Here is a 19,704-nt window from a genome sequence, read left to right on the forward strand (position 1 = left end):
GCCCCGGCCATCCTGGCGCGCGAAGCCCCAGCGGTCCACGATGGCCCGGGCCCGCGCGGCATCGGCGACGGCCTTGAGCGCCTCCGTGGTGTCGGGCGGCAGGACGAGGTCGTGCCAGGTTGCGTGCGGCACGATCCGCTGGCCGAGGCCGGCAAGCGCTGGTGCGGCCTCCTCGCGCGCGCGGGCCCAGAGCGCCTCGCCGCGCGCCCGGCCGGGCGGCACGTCGGCGGCGATCCGCGTGATCGCTTCGGGAGTCAGCGCGAACTGGCGCGCGAGCCGCGCGACGTCGCTGCGCGCAAGCTTCGGCGCGGCGGCGCGCCAGAGCGCCTCGCGCGCGGGCGCATCGGACGGCGGCAGGCAGACCGCATGCAGGCCCGCCGGCAGACCCGCCCGTGTCGGCGCGAGGACGAGCATCGGCCCGACCCGGCGACGCAGCAGCGGCATGACGAGGGAGGGATCGGCGATGCCATGCAGATCCGCCACCAGCACGAGCCGCGAGAGCATCCATTCGCGCGCCACCAGCGCGAGTGCGCGGTCGCGCGGGCCGGGCTCGGCCGGCAGCCGGGACGGATCGAGCCGTACCGCTGTCCGGCCGCGCAGTGCCGCCGCCGCCGCGGCGACCGCCCGCCCGCCCGCATCCGCGGGCCCCACCAGCACTGCAGCGTCGGCCTTGGCGAGGTCGCGTGCGATCCGCGTCAGCGCGGGCGAGAGGGATGCGCGTTCCATCGGCACCAGCAGTCCGGCTGCCTCCTCGTCCAGCCGATCGAGGCCGAGCAGGAAGTCGCGAATGCGCGCGGACAGGCGCAGCGGCGCGGCGGCGAGCGGCAGATCGGTCGCGAGCTCGATCACGCGCAGGCCCACGAGGGTGCCGGCGGGCGAGAACACGAGACGTCCCGACGGGGTGTTGGCGCCGGCGAGGGCGGCCGCGAGCCCTGCGGTCAGGTGCGGCCCGGCCCGGCCCGCGCGCGCCAGCATCGTCGCGGTCTCGACATCGAGCTCGGCAGCGAGGCCGAGTGCTACGATCTCGCTCTCGACCGGGGTGAGGTCCAGCCGTTCGGCGAGTGCCGCGAGTGCCGGCGCATGCCCGGCCGCGCGCAGCGCGGCCTCCGCCTCGGTCTGCTCGGCCGCAAGCGCCGCGAGGCGGGTCCTCACCGCCTCGGCGTCGGCCTCCGGCGACAGCTGCGCCGCGACCGCGAGACGGCAGCGTTCGATCGCGAGCGCGACATGCCGGTCGTTCCAGCCGCGCCAGTCGGGAGCCGTTCGTGCCTCCCGCGTCATGGCACGGCCACCGCGTCGGTGGACTCGGCGCCGTTGACGCGCACGCGCACCGGCAGCCCGGCGAGCTCCGCGGCCGAGGCGCCGAGATCCGCGAGGCGCACTTCGACCGCGGTCGGACCCGGCGCCTCGGTTCCGGCGGGCGGGTCGCCGACCGCGGCGATGCGGTCGCCGACGAACACCAGCGTGGCGGAGTCCGGAACGAACAGGCGCTGGCCAGCCACCCGCAGCCGTGCGGCGAGCGGCCCTGCCGCGGCGAGCAGCGACGCGGCGGTGACGCGCGGGATCAGCTGTAGCGCGGTGGTGTCGGAGAGGTGACGCGGCGCGGGCGGCACCGGCAGTTCGCCGACCGGCACGCCCGGGCCCTCGCCGCCGCCGACTCCCGATGGCGGTCGCTCCGCGATCACGCGGAGCGGGAGCGTGCCGGGCTGGAGCGCGGCATCGTCGGGGATCGCCGCGGTGACGATCCGTCCCGTGGGCCCGGGGAGCACCTCGGTCGGCGCGAGCGCGCCGAACTGGACGAGTGTGCGGGGCGCCCGCAGGTTCTCGCCCTCGATGGTCACGGTGTCGCCGATGCGCACGCGGCGTTCGCCCGGGCGCTCCAGCGGTGCCGGTGTCCGGTAGGCATCGAGAATGAGCGGCGGGCGGAACGGCTGGAGATAGATGCGGCGCTCGGTGACCGGAAGCGGCGCAGCGCGGTGCTCGCGCGGCAGCAGCTCGACCACCGAGACGCCGATCAGCGCGGCTCGGCGCAAAGGCGTGGTGTTCAGCGCGGACCAGATCTGGGTGATCTCCGCAAGCTCGGCACGGCGCAGCGTGATCGTCAGCCGCTCGGTCTGGCCGAGAAGTTCGAGGTCCATCACGGGAGCGCCCTGAGGCGCATCCGGGATCGTGCTGCGCAGGACGCGCAGTGCGGGTGTCAGCACCGCGTGCTCGTGCAGCACCGCCAGTGCATCGGCGAGCGCAGCCTGGGCGCCCAGATCGGCCGCGGCGTCGGTCTCGTCGGTCGCGTGGCTCGTGAGCAGATAGGTCAGGTCGATGCCGAGCGGCGGGCGCACCGGCACGCGACCCGCGGCGTCCGGGCGCGGCGGCAGGTTGGCGAGATGCGGGTTCGGGATCAGGTGCAGCAGATAGAGATTGACGCGCAGCCCGCTCGCGCCGTCGGGCGTGATGTCGGGCGGGGCAAGCGTGACGGCGACGCTGTCCTGTTGCATGCGGTCGCGCAGCAGCGTGCGCAGGGTCCGCGATGCGCCGGCGATGGGAAGGAGCCCGGGCATGGCGCGCCTACCAGCGGGCCCGGTCGCGCGCGCTGCGTATCGCAGCGTAGCGGGCGAAGCCGCGTTCCGGCGCCGGCGCGGCGGGCGGCGCGGGGGGCGGCCGCGGTGGCGGTGCCATCACGACATCGATCTGGCCGATGGTGATGGTCGTGTCGGCCCGGTCTGTGGTCGGGTCGATCGGCGGGACGGCCGGTGCCGCGGGCACGACCACCGGACGGAGCACGGCGTGCGCGGGTTCGGCGGCAGGCTCCGGATCGGCCCGGACCACGGCATGCGGTGGCGGGGCGCGATCGGTGGGACGCACGAGCGGCGGCGGCACCGGGTTCGCGGAGGCGGCCTCGACGCGGTCGCCGATCCGTGCCGGCGCTGCCGGGTCCCGCGGCACGACCGGCATCCGGTCCGACTCCGTGGGATATGCCGCAGGCGTATCGGTACCCCGGCGTGCGCGGACAGGCGTCTGGGCCGCGGCAGCTACTGGCCGATCGGCTGGCGGCGCGGCACGCACCATCCCGGTGGGTGGGGCGGACAGCGGCTGCGGGGCGGGCGGGGGCCCCTGGCGCGCGGTCGGCGCGCCCGGCCGCGGGACGTCGGGCGTCGACAGGGCCGCGGTCGGCGGCGCCGCCCGCGGCGGCGCGGCATCGGTCCGGAGATCGGTCCGGCGGGGCAGCTCGCGTGCCGCCGTCTCCGCCGCCGCGGCATCGAGTGCCGCAAGCGGATCGAAGGCCGGGCGCGCGGCCTCGGCCAGGCTGCCGACCGGGGCCGTCCCCCGGCGCGCAAGTGCAGCGAGCCGCGCGAGGCTCATGCCGCACCTCCGGGCGCAAGCAGCGCGGCGTAGCGGTGGCGCCGCGCGGGCGGCATGGCCAGGATCGACCCCTCGTCCCAGCCGGTCGCGCGCGCGATCGCGAGTATCTGGGCCGGCAGGGCGGAGGCGCGGCGTGCAAGCTCGGCCAGCACGAAGCCGCCGGCATCCAGCGATCCGCTGACCGCCGCGCCGCAGCTCGGGCAGATGGCTTCGAGCGTCGTTTCCGCGCCGGGATCGAGCGACAGCACGCACGCCGCCGCACGCTCCGCGAGCGCGCGCGGCAGCGCCTCGACGGTGACCGGCGCACCGGACGCGTCGGTCACGGTGACGCAGCGCGCGAGCAGCGCGCGACCCAGCGCCTCGTCGTCGCTGGCGGGAAACGCTGCACAGCGCTGGTCCTCGCCCGTGACGGGCCGGCACTCCAGCCGGTAGCCGTCGGCCGCGATCACCGCCCTGCGCACCGGCCGATCGACCTCTGTCGCCATCGCGGCCGGATCGAAGTCCATCTCGATGATCGCGCCGCAGGATGTGCAGGCCATGGTCGCAACCATCGGTCCCGGCAGCGTCGCCGCCCGCAGCCTGAGCGCCAGCGCCTCCCGCTCGCCGATCGTCAGCCGGTCGGCGGCCGCGCCAAGCGGCTGATCCTCCGCGGCCGCGCATCGACCGAGCAGCAGCGTCAGTGCCGCCGCGGACGGCAGCCGCGCATCGATCGCGTCCAGCAGCGCCTCCTCGTCGGCGCCAGACAGCGGACGAACCGTCATGGCATCGACATCGACCGGTTCGCGGCCCATGGCGGGCTCCCGGCTCCAGGCTCAACCCGGCTCGGACGGCTCCACGACGTCCACGTCACGCTCCCAGCCCTCGTTCTCGAGCCGGATCATCTGAATCGCCACCGCGTTGGCGTTGGCGTCGAGGTCGGGCAGCGACTGGAACTCGCTGACCCAGCAGCGATAGACGCGGTAGGCGAGCGCGACCTGGCCGGCCTCGTTCTGGAGCTCGATTGCGATGTCCTTACGGAACGATCGCAGCGCGACCTCGGCACCGAGCCCCGCTCCGAAGTTCCACACCAGATTCGCCCACTGCTCGAATTCTGGGTCGTGGGTGACGCCGCGCTCGAGCGTGATCGGCTCGAACTTGGCCCGGCCCGGGGATTTGCGCGACAGGCTCGGATCGCCGCCCTCGCGGTGCTCGACCACCTCGATCGAGCGCTTGAGCGCGGAGACCTTCGAGACGCCGGCGACATAGCGGCCGTCCCAGCGGACCCGGAACTTGAAGTTCTTGTACGGGTCGAAGCGGTGGGTGTTGACCACGAACTGGGCCATCGGAACTCTCCTTCTCCTCAGGCCTCGATCTGGCCGGCCATCTGCTGGATGCGGATGATCACGAACTCGGCAGGTTTCAGAGGCGCGAAGCCGACCAGGATGTTGACGACGCCGCGATTGATGTCGTCCTGGGTGGTGGTCTCGCGATCGCACTTGACGAAGAACGCCTCGCGCGGAGTGGTGCCCTGAAAGGCGCCCTGGCGGAACAGGCCCTGCATGAACGCACCGAGATTGAGCCGGATCTGCGCCCAGAGCGGCTCGTCATTCGGCTCGAACACGACCCATTGCGTGCCGCGATAGAGCGTCTCCTCGAGGAACAGGGTGAACCGGCGCACCGGGACGTATTTCCACTCCGAGGCGAGGGCATCTGCACCTTCGAGCGTGCGGCTTCCCCAGGCGACCGTCCCGTAGATCGGGAAGCTGCGCAGGCAGTTGACGCCAAGTGGGTTCAGCACGCCGTTCTGCGGATCGGTGAGCAGGTAGTCGAGGCTGTCGACGTTGCGCAGCCGAGCATCCGTGCCGGCCGGCGCCTTCCAGACGCCGCGCGCGGCATCGGTGCGCGCGAACAGGCCGGCGATCGTGCCGGAGGTCGCGATCGCCTGCGGCCGGTTGCCGTTCAGCGGATCGGGCACGCGGGTGCGCGGGAAGAACACGGCGGCGTTGCGATGGCGCAGCACCTCGTTGTCGCTCAGCCACGCGAGCGCCCGGTCGAGGTCGTTCACTGTCGCGGGAATGTCGACCAGCACGAACGCGCGCCGGCGCTCGGCGTAGCCGATCACCTCGCTGTAGACCGCGCGCATCGAGCTGGCCGGGAGGTCAGCCGCGCGCGGAACGCAGAGGATGTTGAACAGATCGACATCCTCGAGCGCATAGAGCCCGGTCTTGGTCGCGGGGTCGCCGGTCAGTGTCGTGTCGGCGACCGGCAGCGTCCCGTTGCTCCCGCCGGCGAGGCGATAGAGACCGTCATTGGCAAGTGCGCCGGTGCCGAGCCCCAGATTGTCGACGTCCGCCCCCGCGAACTCCAGACGCGCGTCCAGCGGAGCGGCACCGCCTCGCCCCGGTGAGACATGGAACCGGAACGGTGTCGCCGAGGTGCCGTTCCCGAGCAGGCGCACGGTCGCGCCGGCCAGCGCATCGCGGTCGGCAGCGGCAAGCCCGGCTGTGCGGGCCACGCCGCGGATCGCGCTCTCGAGCAGAGGGCGCACTTGCGCCCAGCCCACGCCTGCCGGCCTGTCGACCTGGAAGGCCTGCGCGCCCGAACCGGCGTCGATGGAGAGGGTCAGGGTCGCGGCGGCGGCGGGAGGCGCCGCGGGGAGCGCGGCGCCGCGCGTGCCGGAGGAGGCCGGACGGTCGGGGGCCGCACCGATCATCTCCACGGTGACCAGGCGGGAGGCCGCATTCACCACGGCATCCGCGCTGTGCTCGACATCCGCTGTCAGGGTGAGATTGCGGAACGTCTCGGTCCGCGCCGTGGTGCGCCGGCCAGCGACCTCGACGATCTCGCTGACCGTGAGGTTGAACTGCGTCTCGCTGTTGGCGCAGTCGTAGTCGATCTCGACGTAGAGGTTGTTGGCCCAGAGCCCAGGGTCGGGGAAGGTCTGCCCCCGCACCTGGCGGCCGGCGGTGATGCTGAGCATGTCCGATGCGCCGGCGTCGCCGACAGAGCCGTCAGTCAGGGTTGCTTCGGCTGGGTCCGCGTCGTCGGAGGCAACGCGGACGATGTGTGCCTCGGACCCGCCGTTCTCGAAGAACTGTCGAACCGCGTAGCTGCCCGGGCTGTCACGGTGCAATCCTCCGAACTCCCGCGCGAAATCGGCCATTCCGAACACGCGCAGGGCGACATTCTGCGGTCCGCGCGCGAACCCGTCGACGAATGCACCGATCGAGGTCGCGACACCGACCACCGTGCGCACGCCGGACGGGACCTCCTCGATATAGACGCCGGGATAGGTCGGGTTGACGGGCATGCGCGGTCCTCCGTGTTCCGGCGTTGTGGGATCGGCGCGCACTCACGCGGGCCATCCGTCCGGCATCGCATTCGGCCGATCCCAGGCTCACAAGCGTCGCAGGTCGCCATGCTGGAACGCGACCACGCGCGGGACGGGAGCCTAGACCTTGGTGTGCACCCGTTGCAACACTGATTGATTCTGTTCGCGAGCCGTTCCGGCTCCTTCATGCGCCATGTGCATGCCGTTTCGTCCAGGCATCTTGCCGCGCAGGGCAACTGCCCGCAGCATGGCGCGGTCACGCATCGGGCTCGACAAGTTGCATAGGGAGAGACAATGGCGCAGCCATCGGACATCGCGATCGCACGAGCGGCTCGGCTCCGTCCGATCGGAGAGATTGCCGCAGCGCTCGGACTGCCCGAGGCGAGACTTCACGTTTTCGGTCGTCACATGGCGAAGATACGGCTCGACGGAGACGGCGGTGCGCCGCCGAAGGGGAGACTCGTGCTGGTGACGGGCATCAATCCGACACCGGCCGGGGAGGGCAAGACCACAGCGACCGTCGGACTCGCGGATGCGCTGCGCCGCGACGGCCTGAATGCCGCAGCCTGCCTGCGCGAGCCTTCGCTCGGCCCGTGCTTCGGCGTGAAGGGCGGCGCCACGGGCGGCGGCTACGCCCAGGTGGTGCCGATGGAGGAGATCAACCTGCACTTCACCGGGGATTTCCATGCGGTGACGGCAGCGAACAACCTGCTCGCCGCGATGATCGACAATCACCTCTACTGGGGCAATGCGCTCGGGCTCGACCATCGCCGGATCACCTGGCGCCGCGGCCTCGACATGAATGATCGCGCCCTGCGTCAACTCGTCGTCGGGCTCGGCGGCGTGACGAACGGCTATCCGCGTGAGGACGGATTCGACATCTCGGTCGCCTCCGAGGTCATGGCCGTGCTGTGTCTCGCGACCGACCTCGCGGATCTCAAGGCGCGGCTCGGCCAGATGATCGTCGGCAACCGGCGCGACGGTTCGGCCGTCACCGCGGCCGATCTCAAGGCCGATGGGGCGATGGCGGTGCTGCTGCGCGAGGCACTGAATCCCAACCTCGTGCAGACCCTGGAGGGCACGCCGGCATTCGTGCATGGCGGACCGTTTGCGAACATCGCCCATGGCTGCAACAGCGCGATCGCGACGCGGATGGCACTTGCCCACGCCGACGTGGTCGTGACCGAAGCCGGATTCGGTGCCGATCTCGGCGCTGAGAAGTTCCTGCACATCAAGTGCCGACAGGCCGGGATCGCTCCCGACTGCGTCGTGGTCGTCGCCACCGTGCGCGCGCTGAAGATGCACGGCGGCGTGGCGAGGGCTGGGCTCGGCCGCGAGGACGTCGGCGCGGTTCGGCTGGGATCGGCCAATCTGCTGCGGCATATCGAAAACATGCAGCGCTTCGGGCTGCCGGTGCTCGTGGCGCTGAACCGGTTTGATGGCGACACGGCGGCCGAGCTCTCCGCGGTGAAGGACGCGGTCGCCGAGGCGGGCTCGGAAGCGCATCTCTGCACGCATTGGTCGGATGGTTCGGCTGGTGCCATGGCGTTGGGCCGGGCCGTGGCATCGCGACTTCGCTCCGGCCCGGCGTCGTTCACGTCACTCTACCCCGAGGCCATGCAGCTCGAGGACAAGATCCGCGCGATCGCCACACGGATCTATCGTGCCGCGGACGTCGCGATCGCTCCGGGCGTGGCCAAGCGTCTGGCGGCGTTCGAGGCGGCAGGGTTCGGCCATCTTCCGGTCTGCATCGCCAAGACGCAGTACAGCTTCAGCGCCAACCCGCAGCTTCTTGGTGCTCCGGATGGACACGTGCTGCCAGTGCGCGAGGCAAGGCTGGCGGCTGGAGCGGGGTTTGTGGTGGCGCTCGCCGGCGACGTGATGACGATGCCCGGCCTGCCGCGCGTGCCGGCAGCTGAGACGATCACGCTGAATGCGGATGGCGCGATCGAGGGGCTGTTCTGAGTCCGCTCAGAGCCGCAGGTTCAGCTTGGCGCCGACGAAGCTCAGGAGCCCGTTGGCGGTGCCCTCGCCGCCGCCGCCGAACAGTGCAAGCCGCGGATCGGAGGCGGGGGCCACCGCGTCCTCGTTCAGGGTCAGGTAGCGCTGTGCGAACCGGTTGACCCAGGTCGGGTCCTGGAATTTCGTCGGGTCGAGCCGCCTCTCGAGGATCGTCCGCTGCTGCTCGTACTCGAGCAGGCCGAACTGCTTGGGCAGCCCAAGCGCCGTGCGCGCGACCGCGGTCAGCACCTTGTCGCCCATCAGACCCTTGATGTCCGAGATGGTACCGATCATCCGCTGGAAGTAGAGCGCTTCGCGCAAGCCGGGATTCGCTTCACCGTTCGCCTTCTCGAAGCGGTTGGTGAGCGTCTGTTTGATGATCTTGTCCACCAGCGCAGCATCGGCGAGCGGGGCGCCATCCTTGCCGCCGAACGCCTGATTGATCTGCCGGTAGCGCGGATCTACCATTCGGTTCGCGAAGCTTCGCTTGTCCTCGGGATCGTCGGTCAGCAGACGCTTCACGACCGCGCGCTTGTCCACCTCACCTTCGAGCTGGAACGCCTCGAGCACGAAGGTCAGCGTGCGCCGGTCCTTTATGAGCTCGTCGATCGATCCGATCTCTGCGGCCCGTTCCCTGAAGCGTTCGACGTCGCGCGTCACGTCCTTGCGCGCCTCCCAGCGCGCCTGGATTGCCTCGCCGTTACGCTGTAGAACGGACCAGGCGGTGGATGCGCCAAGACCGTAGAGCATCAGGCCACTGCCGGAACAAACCGCTGGCCGGGCGATGCCGTGGCGACGCCGGCCTCTGGGGCGGCCGGGCGGGCGCAGAGCGCCTCGATCATGTCGCGGTGGACGGCCATCAGGGGCTCGAGGCTGCCGCTGTCGCCCATCCGCACGAAGCATTCGCGCTGCGCCCACAGGCCGAGCGAGGCGAGCCGGCCCTTCAGCTCCGCCGGCAGGCCGTGACCCGGGTCGATGAGACCGGCGAGCAGGATGCCCCAGAGCTGGTGCGTCTTGTGCAGTGCGGCAACGCGCGAGGGCGTGTCTGCGGCCGAGGCGAGGAGTGCGTTGACGTGCCGGAAGGCCCGCGCCTCGGCCTCGCGCGGGGTCTCGGCGGCATCGAGAACGGCGGCGTAGCGACGGAGCGACATGGCGCGACCTCAGGCGGACGTGGGTGGGGCGGCGCGAACGCCGCCCCCTGCTTGGTCAGCGGAACAGGCCGAGCAGGCTCTGGCCCTGCTGGTTGGCGATCGAGAGCGACTGGATCGCCAGCTGCTGCTTGGTCTGCAGGCTGTTGAGCCGCGCGCTCTCCTCCGCGAGGTCGGCATCGACCAGCGCGCCGAGGCCCTCGCGCACCGAGTCCGTGAGCTGCTTGTTGTAGTCCTGCAGCCCCTCCACCTGGCGAAGGCTCGCGCCGATAGAGGCCAGGCGGCTGCCGACCGTATCGATCGCACCCTCGACGATCGCGATCGCGCCGGTCGGGCCGGTGATCTGGCTCGGCGTGCCGCCGGTGATCGAGGTGGTCACGGCGGTCGCGGCACCACGGATGACCATCGCGCCGCTGTTGTTCAGTGACGCGTCGATGCCGGCATCCTGCATTCGCGTGATCACGGCGCCGAGGATCTGCAGCGGGCTGTCGGTCGCGGTGAACTGCACGTCGAACACCTGCCTGGTGGCGTTCGGCGTGGTGGCGAGCGGGGCCGTGCCGTTCGACAGCTCGAAGACATAGTCGATGCCGTCCACCGTGACGGTGACGTTCTGGGCGTTCGCGGGTGCCAGGGTGTTGTTGAAGTTGATCTCCCAGCCGCCGCTGTTGACGTCGAGCCCGGACAGCGAGAGGCCCGCGGAGGTGCTGTTCGTGCCGACCAGCGACGTGGTCGAGCCCTGGATGTCGCGCACGATGTCGATCTGCGTCGAGTTGACACCCGGGACACCGGCGACGCCCTGCGTCAGCAGGTTCACGCCGTTGAACGTCGCCGACCGCGCGAAGGCGTCGATGTTCGCCAGCGCATTGGTGATCTGGGCGTTGATCGTCGCGGCGTCCAGGCCCTGCTGCTGGCCCTGGGTGATGGTCTGCTTCAGGGTGCCGAGCTCATCGCTGATCTTGGTCGCGGCGTCCCGCGCCACGGAGAGGGCGGCCTTGCCGAAGGCGAGGCTGTCCCTGACCGCGCTCATCGCGTTCAGGTCGGCGCGCATGTTCTGGGCGATCGCGAATACGGCCGGATCATCGTTGGCCTTGTTGATGCGAAGGCCGCTCTCCACCCGGGCCTGAGTGGTCTGCATGTTGTTGCTGATCGTCGACAGCGAACGGATCGCCGCCATCGCCGTCACGTTGGTGTTGATCGAGGACATCGTCCTTCTCCTTCAACCGGGTTTCCGTTCCGCCGCCCCGCGCGCCCCAACCCAGTCCAGGACGGGCGGCGGCCGGCTGGCACGCGGTCTGGCAAGTGTCGTGCCAGATCGCTACGAGAGCGCGACAAACCTGAATCCAACGTTAATCGAGCAAGATCAATGGGCTGCGGAGATCAGAGTGCACGCGGCAGCATGTGCCGGTGTCGCGGCAGCAGCGACCCGGCAATCCCTTCCCTGGTGCTCCTCGGCCCGGCAGGAATTGCCGCCTCGGCAGGATGGTTCTGCCCAGTGCACACGGCCCTCGCCCTGAGCATCCCTGCCGCGTGCGCGGACATTGCGGTTGACCCGCCCGTCCCGCTTTGCCATACCGCCTGCGCGCTGCGGATGGCCGTGGCGCGCATCGCCCGCCAGCCGATGGAGACCCCGATGGACGACGGAAGCGGAAGTCCTCGCTTCACGTTGCACCGCGCCGCGAGGCGTCGGGGTGGACGCGCGCTGAGTTTCTGACCGGCCGACACATCCTCCCCGGGCCCCTATGGCGCCCGTTCGAGACGGAGGATTGTGGCCATGACCCGTACGATCCTTGGCGCCGCCGGCGCCCTGCCGCCCGAGACCGCGACGGCGCTCCATCCTGCGGACCTTGCCGCGCTGCTCGATCGCCGCGCGCCTGAGGACGCGTGGGACGTGCTGGCGCGGTTGCCGCTCGCCCGCCGCGCCGAGACCTTCGGCTACCTCGCCGCCGAAACCCAGGTGGCGATCGCCCGCATCGCCGCCCCGCGCGACCTCGCCGCGATCGTCTCGGCGATGGACGCCGACGAGCGCGCCGACCTGTGGACCCGTCTCGACGAGGAGGCACGCGAGAAGCTCGCCCCTGCGCTCGCCGCGGCCGAGCGCGAGGACATCCGCAAGCTCTCCTCGTACGCTCCGGGTACCGCCGGCGCGGTCATGACGAGCGAGTACGCGGTGCTGCGTGGTGACCTCACCGCGCGCGAGGCGATCGAGGCGCTGCGCGGCCAGGCGCACTCGAAGGAGACCATCCAGGTCGCCTATGTGCTCTCGCCGCAGCGGCGCCTGCTCGGCACCGTGCTGCTCGAGGATCTCGTGCTCGCCCCGGGCGATCGCCGCGTCGAGGCGTTGATGCGCAAGGACCCGCCCTTTGTGCGCGCCGATGATCCGGCCGAGGAGGCGGCGCGCGCGATTGCGAGGTACGACCTGCCCGCCATCCCCGTCATCAACGGCGGCGAGATGATGGTCGGCATCGTCACCGCCGACGACGCAATGGACGTCCCCGCGGCGGGGGCGACCGAGGACTTCCAGAAGCTGGCCGGTGCGACCGGGCCACACGCCCCGCTCGGTGCCGCGCCGTTGGCGCTGCTCTATCGCAAGCGCGTGCTGTGGCTGGTGATGCTGGTGTTCGCCAACCTCCTGTCCGGCTTCGGCCTGGCGCTGCACGAGGAGACCATCTCGGCGCATATCGCGCTGGTGTTTTTCCTGCCGTTGCTGATTGCCTCGGGCGGCAACGCGGGCAGCCAGGCGGCGACGCTGATGGTACGCGCGCTCGCGACCGGCGAGGTGGTGGCGCGCGACTGGGCGCGGCTGCTGCTGCGCGAGGCGCTGGTGGCGGTGGCGCTTGGGGCGACCATGGCCCTGGCCGTGTCGTTGATCGGGTTCTGGCGCGGCGGGCCGGAGATCGCGTTGATCGTCGCCATCACCATGGTGCTGGTGGTGCTGGCGGGCAGTCTGGTCGGCATGTCGCTGCCGTTCATCCTGTCGCGCTTCGGCGCCGACCCGGCGGCCGCCTCGGCGCCACTGGTGACCACCATGGCCGACGTGGCGGGCGTCATGATCTATCTCGGGGTCGCGACGGCCGTGCTGACGTCGATCTGACGCTGCGGGGGTCCGGGGGCGCGCGTCGCCCCCGCGTCACTTCAAGACGTGGGGCTGACGTGGTGGTTTGATCGACGTTGATGATTCCCATGCTGGTCCGGACCTGCGGGTCTGGGCGGATGAGGGATGGCGTTGAGATTGGGCTCCGGCCGGGCGACCGGGAGGCGGCTGGAGATCGTGGTCGCGGACCGCAAGAGCCCGCAGCACCATGTCTGGCGGGCGCGGATCGTGCTGATGACCGCCGACGGCGCGGACACGATGGCGATCCGCGCGGCGACAGGGACAGGCAAGGCGACGATCTGGCGCTGGCAGGTGCGCTCCATGCAGGACGGTGCCGACGGCCTGTTCAGGGATGCGCCGCGGGGCCGCGCCTTCGCCGGTGCCTCGCTCGAACAAGTCGCTGCCGTGGTTGAGCGCACCCTGCACGAGGACCCGCCCGCGGCAACGCATTGGACGCTGCGGTCGATGGCGAAGGCGAGCGGCCTGGCGCCCTCCACCATCCACCGCATCTGGCGCGAGCACGGGCTGAAGCCGCACCGGATCGAGACCTTCAAGCTCTCCAACGACCCGAAGTTCGTCCAGAAGGTCCGCGGGCCGAAGGCAACGCCCGAAGGGCGGTACATCGTCGGCCTCTATGTGAACCCACCCGAGCACGCCCTCGTGCTGTCCGTGGATGAGAGTGAGCCTGCTCGCGCCACCGGTCCGAGCGAGCAGGCGAACCAGATCCAGGCGCTCGACCGGACACAGCCGGGCCTGCCAATGAAGCGCGGCCGGGGTGCGACCATGACGCACGACCACAAGCGCCACGGCACGACGACACTGTTCGCGACGCTGGACGTGAAGGCGGGCACGGTCATCAGCCAAGAAGGCTAAGAAGACAGTTCGACGTGCATTTCACGCCGACCTCGGCTTCCTGGATCAACGCCGTCGAGGGCCTGTTCGCCACACTGACAAAGCGGCGCCTGAAGCGCGGCGTCTTCCACTCCGTCATCGAACTGAACCAGGCCATCCGGGAGTACCTCGATGTCCACAACGCCGACCCAGAGCCCTTCCGCTGGACCGCGCCCGCCGACACCATCATCGGAAAGCACCAGCGCGGGAAACGTCTGCTGGAATCACCCCATTGGCACCTCCTACCGGATGCTTGGGGATCTTGTGTAGGTCTCCAACGCTCAGCCGCGACACGAGATGCCGGTAGCAACCAAGGTGACCCAGTTCCCACCTTCATCGCACCCGGCACGCCACGACCGTCCCAGGCCGCGGCCCGGCGACCGTGTTCCGAACCGCCTCCGCCGCGGCGATCATGCGCCCGGGCGCGCGTCCGCGCCGAAGCTCACGTCGCGATTGACGTCCTTGTAGAGCAGGTACTCGATGACCTCCTCCCCGGTGGCGTAGATCTGCTGCGGCAGGTAGGGGCCCATCCAGACGAAGTCGCCGGTCCAGATCTCGTGCCAGTCGCGACCCAACAACTGCAATGCCTGCCCCTGCAGCATGACCAGGCCATGCTCCATGATGTGGGTCTCGATGCACCAGAAATGCGCGCCGGGCCGATAGCACATGATGTTCATCTCGAAATCCATCGACATGTCCCTGGTGCCGAGGAGGAGGTGACGCCAGCGTGGGCCGTTGTCCTCGCGCGCGGCGGTGTCGCGATGGCCGGTCCTGAGGCCCGGCGCCGGCACGCCCGGCAGCGCGACATAGGGCCGCTTCACCCAGATGGCGCGTGCCTCGCCCGCGGCGGTCGCGGCGAGCGCATACGCCATGCCGACGGGGATGTAGGCGAAGCCACCCGGGCCCAGGGTGGCGGTCCGGCGCTCCGCGACCAGGGTGAAGGCACCCTGCTGCACGTAGAAGAAGTGCTCGAGACCATCGTCGAGCAGGCCGGCACTGCCGTGCCCCGCAGGCGCGATCAGCAGGGCCTGGGCGAAGCGCGCGCCCATCGCCGGCGAGGTCTGGAAGCGGATGATGCAGCCCGGCCAGCCGGGCAGCAGGCTGTCCATGATGCCCTCGGGCGGGAACACGCAGTAGTGCGGCGTCAGCATCGTCCGGTTGTGGCCGATGATCCCGGGGGCGGGGCGGGGCGTGGGCGTGCGCATGGGCGACGGTCCTGCGATGTGGGGCGTCGCGACGGACCATGACCGACACGCCGCGTCAATGCGCGGCCCCGGCCGATCCGACGCTCCGGACGCAGGGGCCTCGCGCTGGCCGGAGCCGTCGGGACCGTCTCGTCGCCGCTGCGCAGGCGCGGGCAGGGCGGACCCGGTCCGGCACCGCGGCACGCTGCACCGCGCGACCGCCGGTCCTCGATCCTGCCGTCGCCGCGGTGTAGCAGGGCACGAGCGTGCGAATGGGCCGCGCGCGATCGCCGGCCTGCGCGATCGCTGGCACCCCAGCGTCGTGACGGCGGCGTCAGCCCCGACCAGGCCTCACCGCCTGAGAGCCATGGCATTCCTTTGTCTCGTGGTTCTGAGGGACCACGCTGGGCGGCGCCTGGCCGGCCTGTCATGTCGGTCGCCGGCCGGCCTCGGCGCCCTCGTAGCGGACCGAGCGAGGCGTCTCGCCGGGATCAGGAGAACTTGAACGCCGACGGCGCCTGGCCCGCGTCGGGCGCTGCGGCCTGCGCCTTCGACGTTGCCTCCTGAATCCGCTCCTGCACCTGCTTCACGAGGTTCGCCATCGCGGTCGCCGTTCCCGCCAGCTGCGCCAGCGGCAGGATCACCTGTCCGCAGGGTATCGCCTTGCCGTCACCCATCACCTGGCCGAGCGTGATCCGCACCACACCGTGGGTGACATTCGCTTCGATGATGCCGTCGCAGAACAGCGTGGGCAGGCGGTCGGCCATGACGGGTACTCCTGAGCGTCGGGACGGCTCCTGCTCGCGGAACGCGCGCGCAAAGCTGTCGAGCGGCGGTTGTTCGGTGTACTGCCAGAAAGTCCGCTCGCCGACCAGGATCATCGCCTCGCCCTGCATCCCCGGCGTCAGCGCCGCCCCGCCGAGCGTCACACACTCGGCCGCGTCGATCGCGACATGGGTCCGACAGACACTCGCGCCGCCGCTCGTCATGGACCGCGTCGGCCAAGACGAACTCGCCCCGACCCTGGAGGGCGGGGGCCAGCCGCTGCGTGAACGCGGTCAGGAACAGCACCACGGCGCCGGCGGTGGCGATCCGGCCGAGCGAGGGATGCAGCAGGAACCCCATGCCGAGCCGGACGGCGCCGGGCAGGTCGCCGTCGCCTCCCGCAGCACGTCGGGTGCGGCTCGGTTCGCGATCGTCGCCGTGGTGTCCCTCCCTCGTCTCGCGTGTCGCCGCGGGACCGATGGACCGGGGGGTCGTGCCGCAGCCACGTGCCCGGAGGGCCGTTGCAGAGCCGCCGAACGGTTTCAGCGCGGAAACTCGTGCCCGCCGTCGCCGAGCGCGAGCGGGCCGGGGATCGACAGATAGGCGATCCGCTTCGCCTCCTTCCGCCCGCGCGTCACCGTGTCGAGCACCAGCCCGCAGGCGAGCGAAAGGAACGAGAGCAGCACGAGCCCGAGCGAGAGCACCGCGGTCGGCAGGCGAGGCACCAGCCCGGTCTCCAGGTAGGTCAGCAGCACCGGTACGAACAGCCCGAGCCCGGCCAGCAGCAGGGCGAGCGCGGCGAAGCCGAAGAACGGCAGCGGCCGCTCCTCCTTCACCAGCACGAGAATCGTGCGCAGGATCCGTACCCCGTCGCGGATCGTGTTGAGCTTGCTCGCCGACCCCGGCGGGCGCTCCTTGTAGGCGGTCGGCACTTCGCCGATCGGCATGCCGAGCTCGAGCGCATGGACGGTGAACTCGGTCTCGGTCTCGAAACCGCCGGCGAGTGCGGGGAAGCTCTTGACGAAGCGGCGCGAGAACACGCGATAGCCCGACAGCATGTCGCTGACGCGGTCGCCGAACACGCCGGCGACCAGCCCGGTCAGCACGCGGTTGCCGAAGCGATGGCCGCGACGGTACGCGGCCGCGCCGCCGCCGGTGCGGGTACCGGTGACCATGTCGAGGCCGCGCTCGCAGAGCAGCGCCACCATGCGCGGTGCGGCGGTCGCCTCGTAGGTGTCGTCGCCGTCGACCAGCACGTAGATGTCGGCCTCGAGATCGGCGAACATCCGCCGCACCACGTTGCCCTTGCCCTGCAGTGCCTCGTGGCGGACCACCGCGCCGGCCGCGCGCGCGGCCGCTGCCGTGCCATCGGTCGAGTTGTTGTCGTAGACGTGGATCACGGCCCCGGGCAGGGCGGCCCGGAAATCCGCCACCACCGTGCCGATCGCGGCCGCCTCGTTGAAGCACGGGATCAGCACGGCGATGCGTGGCGCGGGCGTGGTCACCGCGCGCCCTCGCGGAACACCAGGAACCGCGCGGCGAGGAAGTTGACGGTCATGCCGGCGAGCGAGCCTGCCGCCACCGCGATCACGGGCTCGGCGCGTGCAGCGGCGAGCGTGGCGATCAGCACGGCGTAGGTGCCGCGGTTCAGCGCGAATCCGGCGAGCTGGGTGACGATGAAGCGCAGCCACTGGCTGCCCGCCCGCTGCGCTCGCGCCTCCGGGAAGGTGAAGTGCCGGTTCAGCAGCCAGGTCATGGTCGCCGCGGTCAGATAGGCGAGCGCGCCCGCGCTGTAGAGATCGAGGCCGAGGCGGAAATGCGCGAGGTACACGGTCGCGGTATCGACAACGAAGCCAGCTGTGCCGGCGAGGCCGAAGCGCAGCATCTGCGCGGCGAGCGGCAGCCGGGCGGCGGTGATCGGCGCGTCGGTCATCACGCTTCCCTGCCAGCACCGCGCGGCAGGATCAGGGCAGGGCGCTCAGGCGCGCGCGTCAGCCGGGGCAGGCGGGTAGATCTCGTCGATCATGTCGTCCAGCACCAGGTGCTCTGCGCCGGGGATTGGGATGACCTCGGTCTCGACGCTGTCCTCGCGGAACACGTGGCGCATCACGCCGAGCGCGCGCTCCGCACCGCGCGGCTCGGGCATCAGCCTGGGGCCGAGCGTGAAGGACGTCGCCGGCGCCCACACCGCGCTCGCCGCGGCGTGGCGCGCGATCCGCCAGAGATGCAGGTGCCCCGAGGCGATCAGCCGCAGGTGCGGATGGTCGAGCAGACGGCGCACCGGGGCGCGGACGTCGGGCGGCACCGCCCAGTAGCCGACCGGGCCCTCCTCGACGGCATCGAGGAAGGCGGGCTTGTGCAGGAACACCGCCAGCCGTCGCGCGCCGAGCGTCGCGACCGCATCCTCGATCACGGCGCGCTGCGCGTCGTCCGCGGCGTCGCCCGCGCCGATCACCTGGCTGTTCAGGCCGAGCAGGCGCCAACCCGGCCGGTCCTCGGTCCAGACGCAGGCGCCGAAATGCCGCTCGTGCCGGGCGATCCGCGAAGCGGCCGGCGTCTGGGTGGCCGAGGCGAGGTCGCCGATATCGTGGTTGCCCGGCACCACGCGCAGCGGCGCGGGCAGGCCCGCGAGCCCGGCGGCGGCGAGCGCGCAGTCCTCGTCGCTGTCGGCGCCGTCGAGCGTCGCGTCGCCCGTATGCACGATCAGCTCGGCGGACAGCCGCGGCAGCAGCGCGCGCGCCGCCTCCCAGTTGGCGTTGAAGTGCGTGATGCGCGGCGACAGATGGCTGTCCGAGATCTGGACGACGCTGAACATGGCGCTCCTGCGTGCTGGGCCCCGGCGGGGCTATACCATTCCTGGGCGAAGGCGGAAGGGTGGCGGGCATGGCACGCCCGGGTGAGATCGCGGTGTGATCCTCGGCACAGCAGGACACGTTGACCACGGCAAAACCGCGCTCGTGCGGGCGCTGACGGGGATCGACACCGACCGGCTGGCGGAGGAGCGCCGCCGCGGCATGACCATCGATCTCGGCTTCGCCTATGCGGGCGAGGGCGCGGCGCGCATCGGCATCGTCGACGTGCCCGGTCACGAGCGGTTCATCGCGACCATGGTGGCGGGGGCGGCGGGGATCCAGGCGGTGCTGCTGTGCGTGGCTGCCGACGAGGGCCCGCGGGCGCAGACGCGCGAGCATCTCCGGGTGCTCGACCTGCTCGGGGTCGCGCGCGGCATCGTCGTGCTGACCCGGGCCGACCGCGCGGAGCCCACGCGGATCGCCGCAGTCGAGGCGGAGATGCGGGCGCTGCTCGCCGGCACGACGCTCGCCGACGCCGCGATGCTGGCGGTCTCGGCCGTGACGGGCGAGGGGATGGACCCGCTCACGGCCGCGATCGCGGCGCTGCGGCGGCCCGCGCCCGCGCCGGCGGGGCGGGCCCGCCTGGCGGTGGACCGCGCCTTCGTGATCGACGGCGCCGGCGTGATCGCGGCCGGGCTGCTCTCGGCCGGGCGGCTCGCGCTGGGCGACGCGGTGGTCGTCTCGCCGGCCGGCATCCCCGCCCGGGTGCGGGGGCTGCGGGCGAACGACCGGCCAGTGGACGCTGCGGCGGCGGGCGCGCGCGTCGCGGTGAACCTTGCGGGCGAGGGGATCGCGGCCGGGGTGGTCGAGCGGGGCGACTGGATTGTCGCGCCGGGCCTGCATATGCCGACCGCGCGGGTGGATGCCCGGCTGGTCGGGCTCGATGGCCGGCCGCCGCGCGCCGGCACGCTGCATGTCGGAGCCGCCCATGTCGCCGCGCGTGTCGATCCGCTGGGGGAGGGGCTCGCGGCGCTGACACTCGGCCGGGCGCTGCCGCTGCTCGCCGGCGACCGGGTGCTGCTGCGCGGGCCGGCGGGGGGGATCGCGTGCGGCGGCATCGTGCTCGACCCGGCGCCGCCGGCGCGCGGCCGGCGCACGCCCGGTCGGC

Annotated in this window: 17 protein-coding genes and 1 pseudogene; 4 read left to right on the forward strand and 14 right to left on the reverse strand. The window is 71.6% G+C overall.

Annotated elements, in window-relative coordinates; all coding sequences use genetic code 11:
• The 6 genes from ACTIFU_RS14710 to ACTIFU_RS14735 all read right to left on the reverse strand — a co-directional run.
• A partial coding sequence (locus ACTIFU_RS14710; protein WP_439579069.1) for a hypothetical protein occupies nucleotides 1-1,278 on the reverse strand: 1,278 nt, incomplete at its 3' end.
• Entirely contained in the window at nucleotides 1,275-2,552 is a 1,278-nt protein-coding gene (locus ACTIFU_RS14715; protein ID WP_439579070.1) for a Pvc16 family protein, read from the reverse strand. The genes ACTIFU_RS14715 and ACTIFU_RS14710, both read right to left, overlap by 4 nt.
• Nucleotides 2,553-2,559: 7 nt before the next feature.
• Nucleotides 2,560-3,354, reverse strand: a complete 795-nt coding sequence (locus ACTIFU_RS14720; RefSeq protein WP_439579071.1) for a hypothetical protein — start codon at nucleotides 3,352-3,354, stop codon at nucleotides 2,560-2,562.
• The gene (locus tag ACTIFU_RS14725; RefSeq protein WP_439579072.1) at nucleotides 3,351-4,145 is read right to left on the reverse strand and encodes a hypothetical protein; all 795 of its coding nucleotides are present in this window, start codon (nucleotides 4,143-4,145) and stop codon (nucleotides 3,351-3,353) included. The genes ACTIFU_RS14720 and ACTIFU_RS14725 overlap by 4 nt, the downstream gene beginning before the upstream one ends.
• A 21-nt stretch (nucleotides 4,146-4,166) precedes the next feature.
• Nucleotides 4,167-4,676: a phage tail protein gene (locus tag ACTIFU_RS14730; protein WP_439579073.1), complete on the reverse strand. Its 510-nt coding sequence runs from the start codon at nucleotides 4,674-4,676 to the stop codon at nucleotides 4,167-4,169.
• A gap of 17 nt (nucleotides 4,677-4,693) precedes the next feature.
• Nucleotides 4,694-6,643: a phage tail sheath family protein gene (locus ACTIFU_RS14735; protein ID WP_439579074.1), complete on the reverse strand. Its 1,950-nt coding sequence runs from the start codon at nucleotides 6,641-6,643 to the stop codon at nucleotides 4,694-4,696.
• A 315-nt stretch (nucleotides 6,644-6,958) separates the two neighbouring features.
• On the opposite strand from ACTIFU_RS14735, the gene ACTIFU_RS14740 reads away from it, so the two are divergent.
• Nucleotides 6,959-8,629: a formate--tetrahydrofolate ligase gene (locus tag ACTIFU_RS14740; RefSeq protein ID WP_439579075.1), complete on the forward strand. Its 1,671-nt coding sequence runs from the start codon at nucleotides 6,959-6,961 to the stop codon at nucleotides 8,627-8,629.
• 6 nt (nucleotides 8,630-8,635) lie between these two features.
• Here ACTIFU_RS14740 and ACTIFU_RS14745 read toward each other — a convergent pair whose 3' ends face one another.
• The 3 genes from ACTIFU_RS14745 to ACTIFU_RS14755 all read right to left on the reverse strand — a co-directional run bounded on the left by ACTIFU_RS14745 (nucleotide 8,636) and on the right by ACTIFU_RS14755 (nucleotide 11,017).
• Nucleotides 8,636-9,325, reverse strand: a complete 690-nt coding sequence (locus ACTIFU_RS14745; RefSeq protein WP_439579076.1) for a DUF1217 domain-containing protein — start codon at nucleotides 9,323-9,325, stop codon at nucleotides 8,636-8,638.
• Nucleotides 9,326-9,414: 89 nt separating this feature from the next.
• Nucleotides 9,415-9,816 (reverse strand): flagellar biosynthesis regulator FlaF, encoded by a 402-nt coding sequence (locus ACTIFU_RS14750; RefSeq protein ID WP_439579077.1) that lies wholly within the window; start codon nucleotides 9,814-9,816, stop codon nucleotides 9,415-9,417.
• A gap of 55 nt (nucleotides 9,817-9,871) precedes the next feature.
• Nucleotides 9,872-11,017 (reverse strand): flagellin N-terminal helical domain-containing protein, encoded by a 1,146-nt coding sequence (locus ACTIFU_RS14755; RefSeq protein ID WP_439579078.1) that lies wholly within the window; start codon nucleotides 11,015-11,017, stop codon nucleotides 9,872-9,874.
• Nucleotides 11,018-11,584: 567 nt separating this feature from the next.
• On the opposite strand from ACTIFU_RS14755, the gene mgtE reads away from it, so the two are divergent.
• Nucleotides 11,585-12,904, forward strand: coding sequence for a magnesium transporter (gene mgtE / locus ACTIFU_RS14760; RefSeq protein ID WP_439579079.1), 1,320 nt, complete (start codon nucleotides 11,585-11,587; stop codon nucleotides 12,902-12,904).
• A gap of 119 nt (nucleotides 12,905-13,023) precedes the next feature.
• Nucleotides 13,024-14,025 (forward strand): annotated as a pseudogene (locus ACTIFU_RS14765) (IS630 family transposase); the annotation flags it as partial.
• Nucleotides 14,026-14,205: 180 nt separating this feature from the next.
• Here ACTIFU_RS14765 and allE read toward each other — a convergent pair.
• The 5 genes from allE to ACTIFU_RS14790 all read right to left on the reverse strand — a co-directional run bounded on the left by allE (nucleotide 14,206) and on the right by ACTIFU_RS14790 (nucleotide 18,559).
• The gene (gene allE, locus ACTIFU_RS14770; RefSeq protein ID WP_439579080.1) at nucleotides 14,206-15,000 is read right to left on the reverse strand and encodes a (S)-ureidoglycine aminohydrolase; all 795 of its coding nucleotides are present in this window, start codon (nucleotides 14,998-15,000) and stop codon (nucleotides 14,206-14,208) included.
• Nucleotides 15,001-15,470: 470 nt separating this feature from the next.
• Nucleotides 15,471-15,968 carry a hypothetical protein gene (locus tag ACTIFU_RS14775; RefSeq protein WP_439579081.1) on the reverse strand — a complete coding sequence of 166 codons (498 nt, stop codon included), beginning with the start codon at nucleotides 15,966-15,968 and terminating at the stop codon, nucleotides 15,471-15,473.
• Between the two features lie 318 nt (nucleotides 15,969-16,286).
• Nucleotides 16,287-17,249, reverse strand: a complete 963-nt coding sequence (locus ACTIFU_RS14780) for a glycosyltransferase family 2 protein (protein WP_439579082.1) — start codon at nucleotides 17,247-17,249, stop codon at nucleotides 16,287-16,289.
• A complete protein-coding gene (locus tag ACTIFU_RS14785; RefSeq protein ID WP_439579083.1) occupies nucleotides 17,246-17,677 on the reverse strand; it encodes a GtrA family protein in 432 nt (143 codons plus the stop codon). The genes ACTIFU_RS14780 and ACTIFU_RS14785 overlap by 4 nt, the downstream gene beginning before the upstream one ends.
• Nucleotides 17,678-17,722: 45 nt before the next feature.
• On the reverse strand, nucleotides 17,723-18,559 hold the full coding sequence (locus ACTIFU_RS14790; RefSeq protein ID WP_439579084.1) for a metallophosphoesterase family protein: 837 nt from the start codon (nucleotides 18,557-18,559) through the stop codon (nucleotides 17,723-17,725).
• A 94-nt stretch (nucleotides 18,560-18,653) separates the two neighbouring features.
• On the opposite strand from ACTIFU_RS14790, the gene selB reads away from it, so the two are divergent.
• Nucleotides 18,654-19,704: selenocysteine-specific translation elongation factor (gene selB / locus ACTIFU_RS14795; protein WP_439579085.1), on the forward strand; the 1,051-nt coding region annotated here is incomplete at its 3' end.

Origin of the sequence: Elioraea sp., assembly GCF_051860475.1 — a bacterium.
In the GTDB taxonomy this organism is placed as follows: Bacteria; Pseudomonadota; Alphaproteobacteria; order Acetobacterales; family Acetobacteraceae; genus Elioraea.

Excerpts from the sequence above, each read along its gene's own strand:
- ACTIFU_RS14715 (WP_439579070.1), bottom strand. The coding sequence starts at position 2,552 with ATGCCCGGGCTCCTTCCCATCGCCGGCGCATCGCGGACCCTGCGCACG.
- ACTIFU_RS14720 (WP_439579071.1), bottom strand. The coding sequence starts at position 3,354 with ATGAGCCTCGCGCGGCTCGCTGCACTTGCGCGCCGGGGGACGGCCCCG.
- ACTIFU_RS14725 (WP_439579072.1), bottom strand. The coding sequence starts at position 4,145 with ATGGGCCGCGAACCGGTCGATGTCGATGCCATGACGGTTCGTCCGCTG.
- ACTIFU_RS14730 (WP_439579073.1), bottom strand. The coding sequence starts at position 4,676 with ATGGCCCAGTTCGTGGTCAACACCCACCGCTTCGACCCGTACAAGAAC.
- ACTIFU_RS14735 (WP_439579074.1), bottom strand. The coding sequence starts at position 6,643 with ATGCCCGTCAACCCGACCTATCCCGGCGTCTATATCGAGGAGGTCCCG.
- ACTIFU_RS14740 (WP_439579075.1), top strand. The coding sequence starts at position 6,959 with ATGGCGCAGCCATCGGACATCGCGATCGCACGAGCGGCTCGGCTCCGT.
- ACTIFU_RS14750 (WP_439579077.1), bottom strand. The coding sequence starts at position 9,816 with ATGTCGCTCCGTCGCTACGCCGCCGTTCTCGATGCCGCCGAGACCCCG.
- ACTIFU_RS14755 (WP_439579078.1), bottom strand. The coding sequence starts at position 11,017 with ATGTCCTCGATCAACACCAACGTGACGGCGATGGCGGCGATCCGTTCG.
- mgtE (WP_439579079.1), top strand. The coding sequence starts at position 11,585 with ATGACCCGTACGATCCTTGGCGCCGCCGGCGCCCTGCCGCCCGAGACC.
- allE (WP_439579080.1), bottom strand. The coding sequence starts at position 15,000 with ATGCGCACGCCCACGCCCCGCCCCGCCCCCGGGATCATCGGCCACAAC.
- ACTIFU_RS14775 (WP_439579081.1), bottom strand. The coding sequence starts at position 15,968 with ATGACGAGCGGCGGCGCGAGTGTCTGTCGGACCCATGTCGCGATCGAC.
- ACTIFU_RS14785 (WP_439579083.1), bottom strand. The coding sequence starts at position 17,677 with ATGACCGACGCGCCGATCACCGCCGCCCGGCTGCCGCTCGCCGCGCAG.
- ACTIFU_RS14790 (WP_439579084.1), bottom strand. The coding sequence starts at position 18,559 with ATGTTCAGCGTCGTCCAGATCTCGGACAGCCATCTGTCGCCGCGCATC.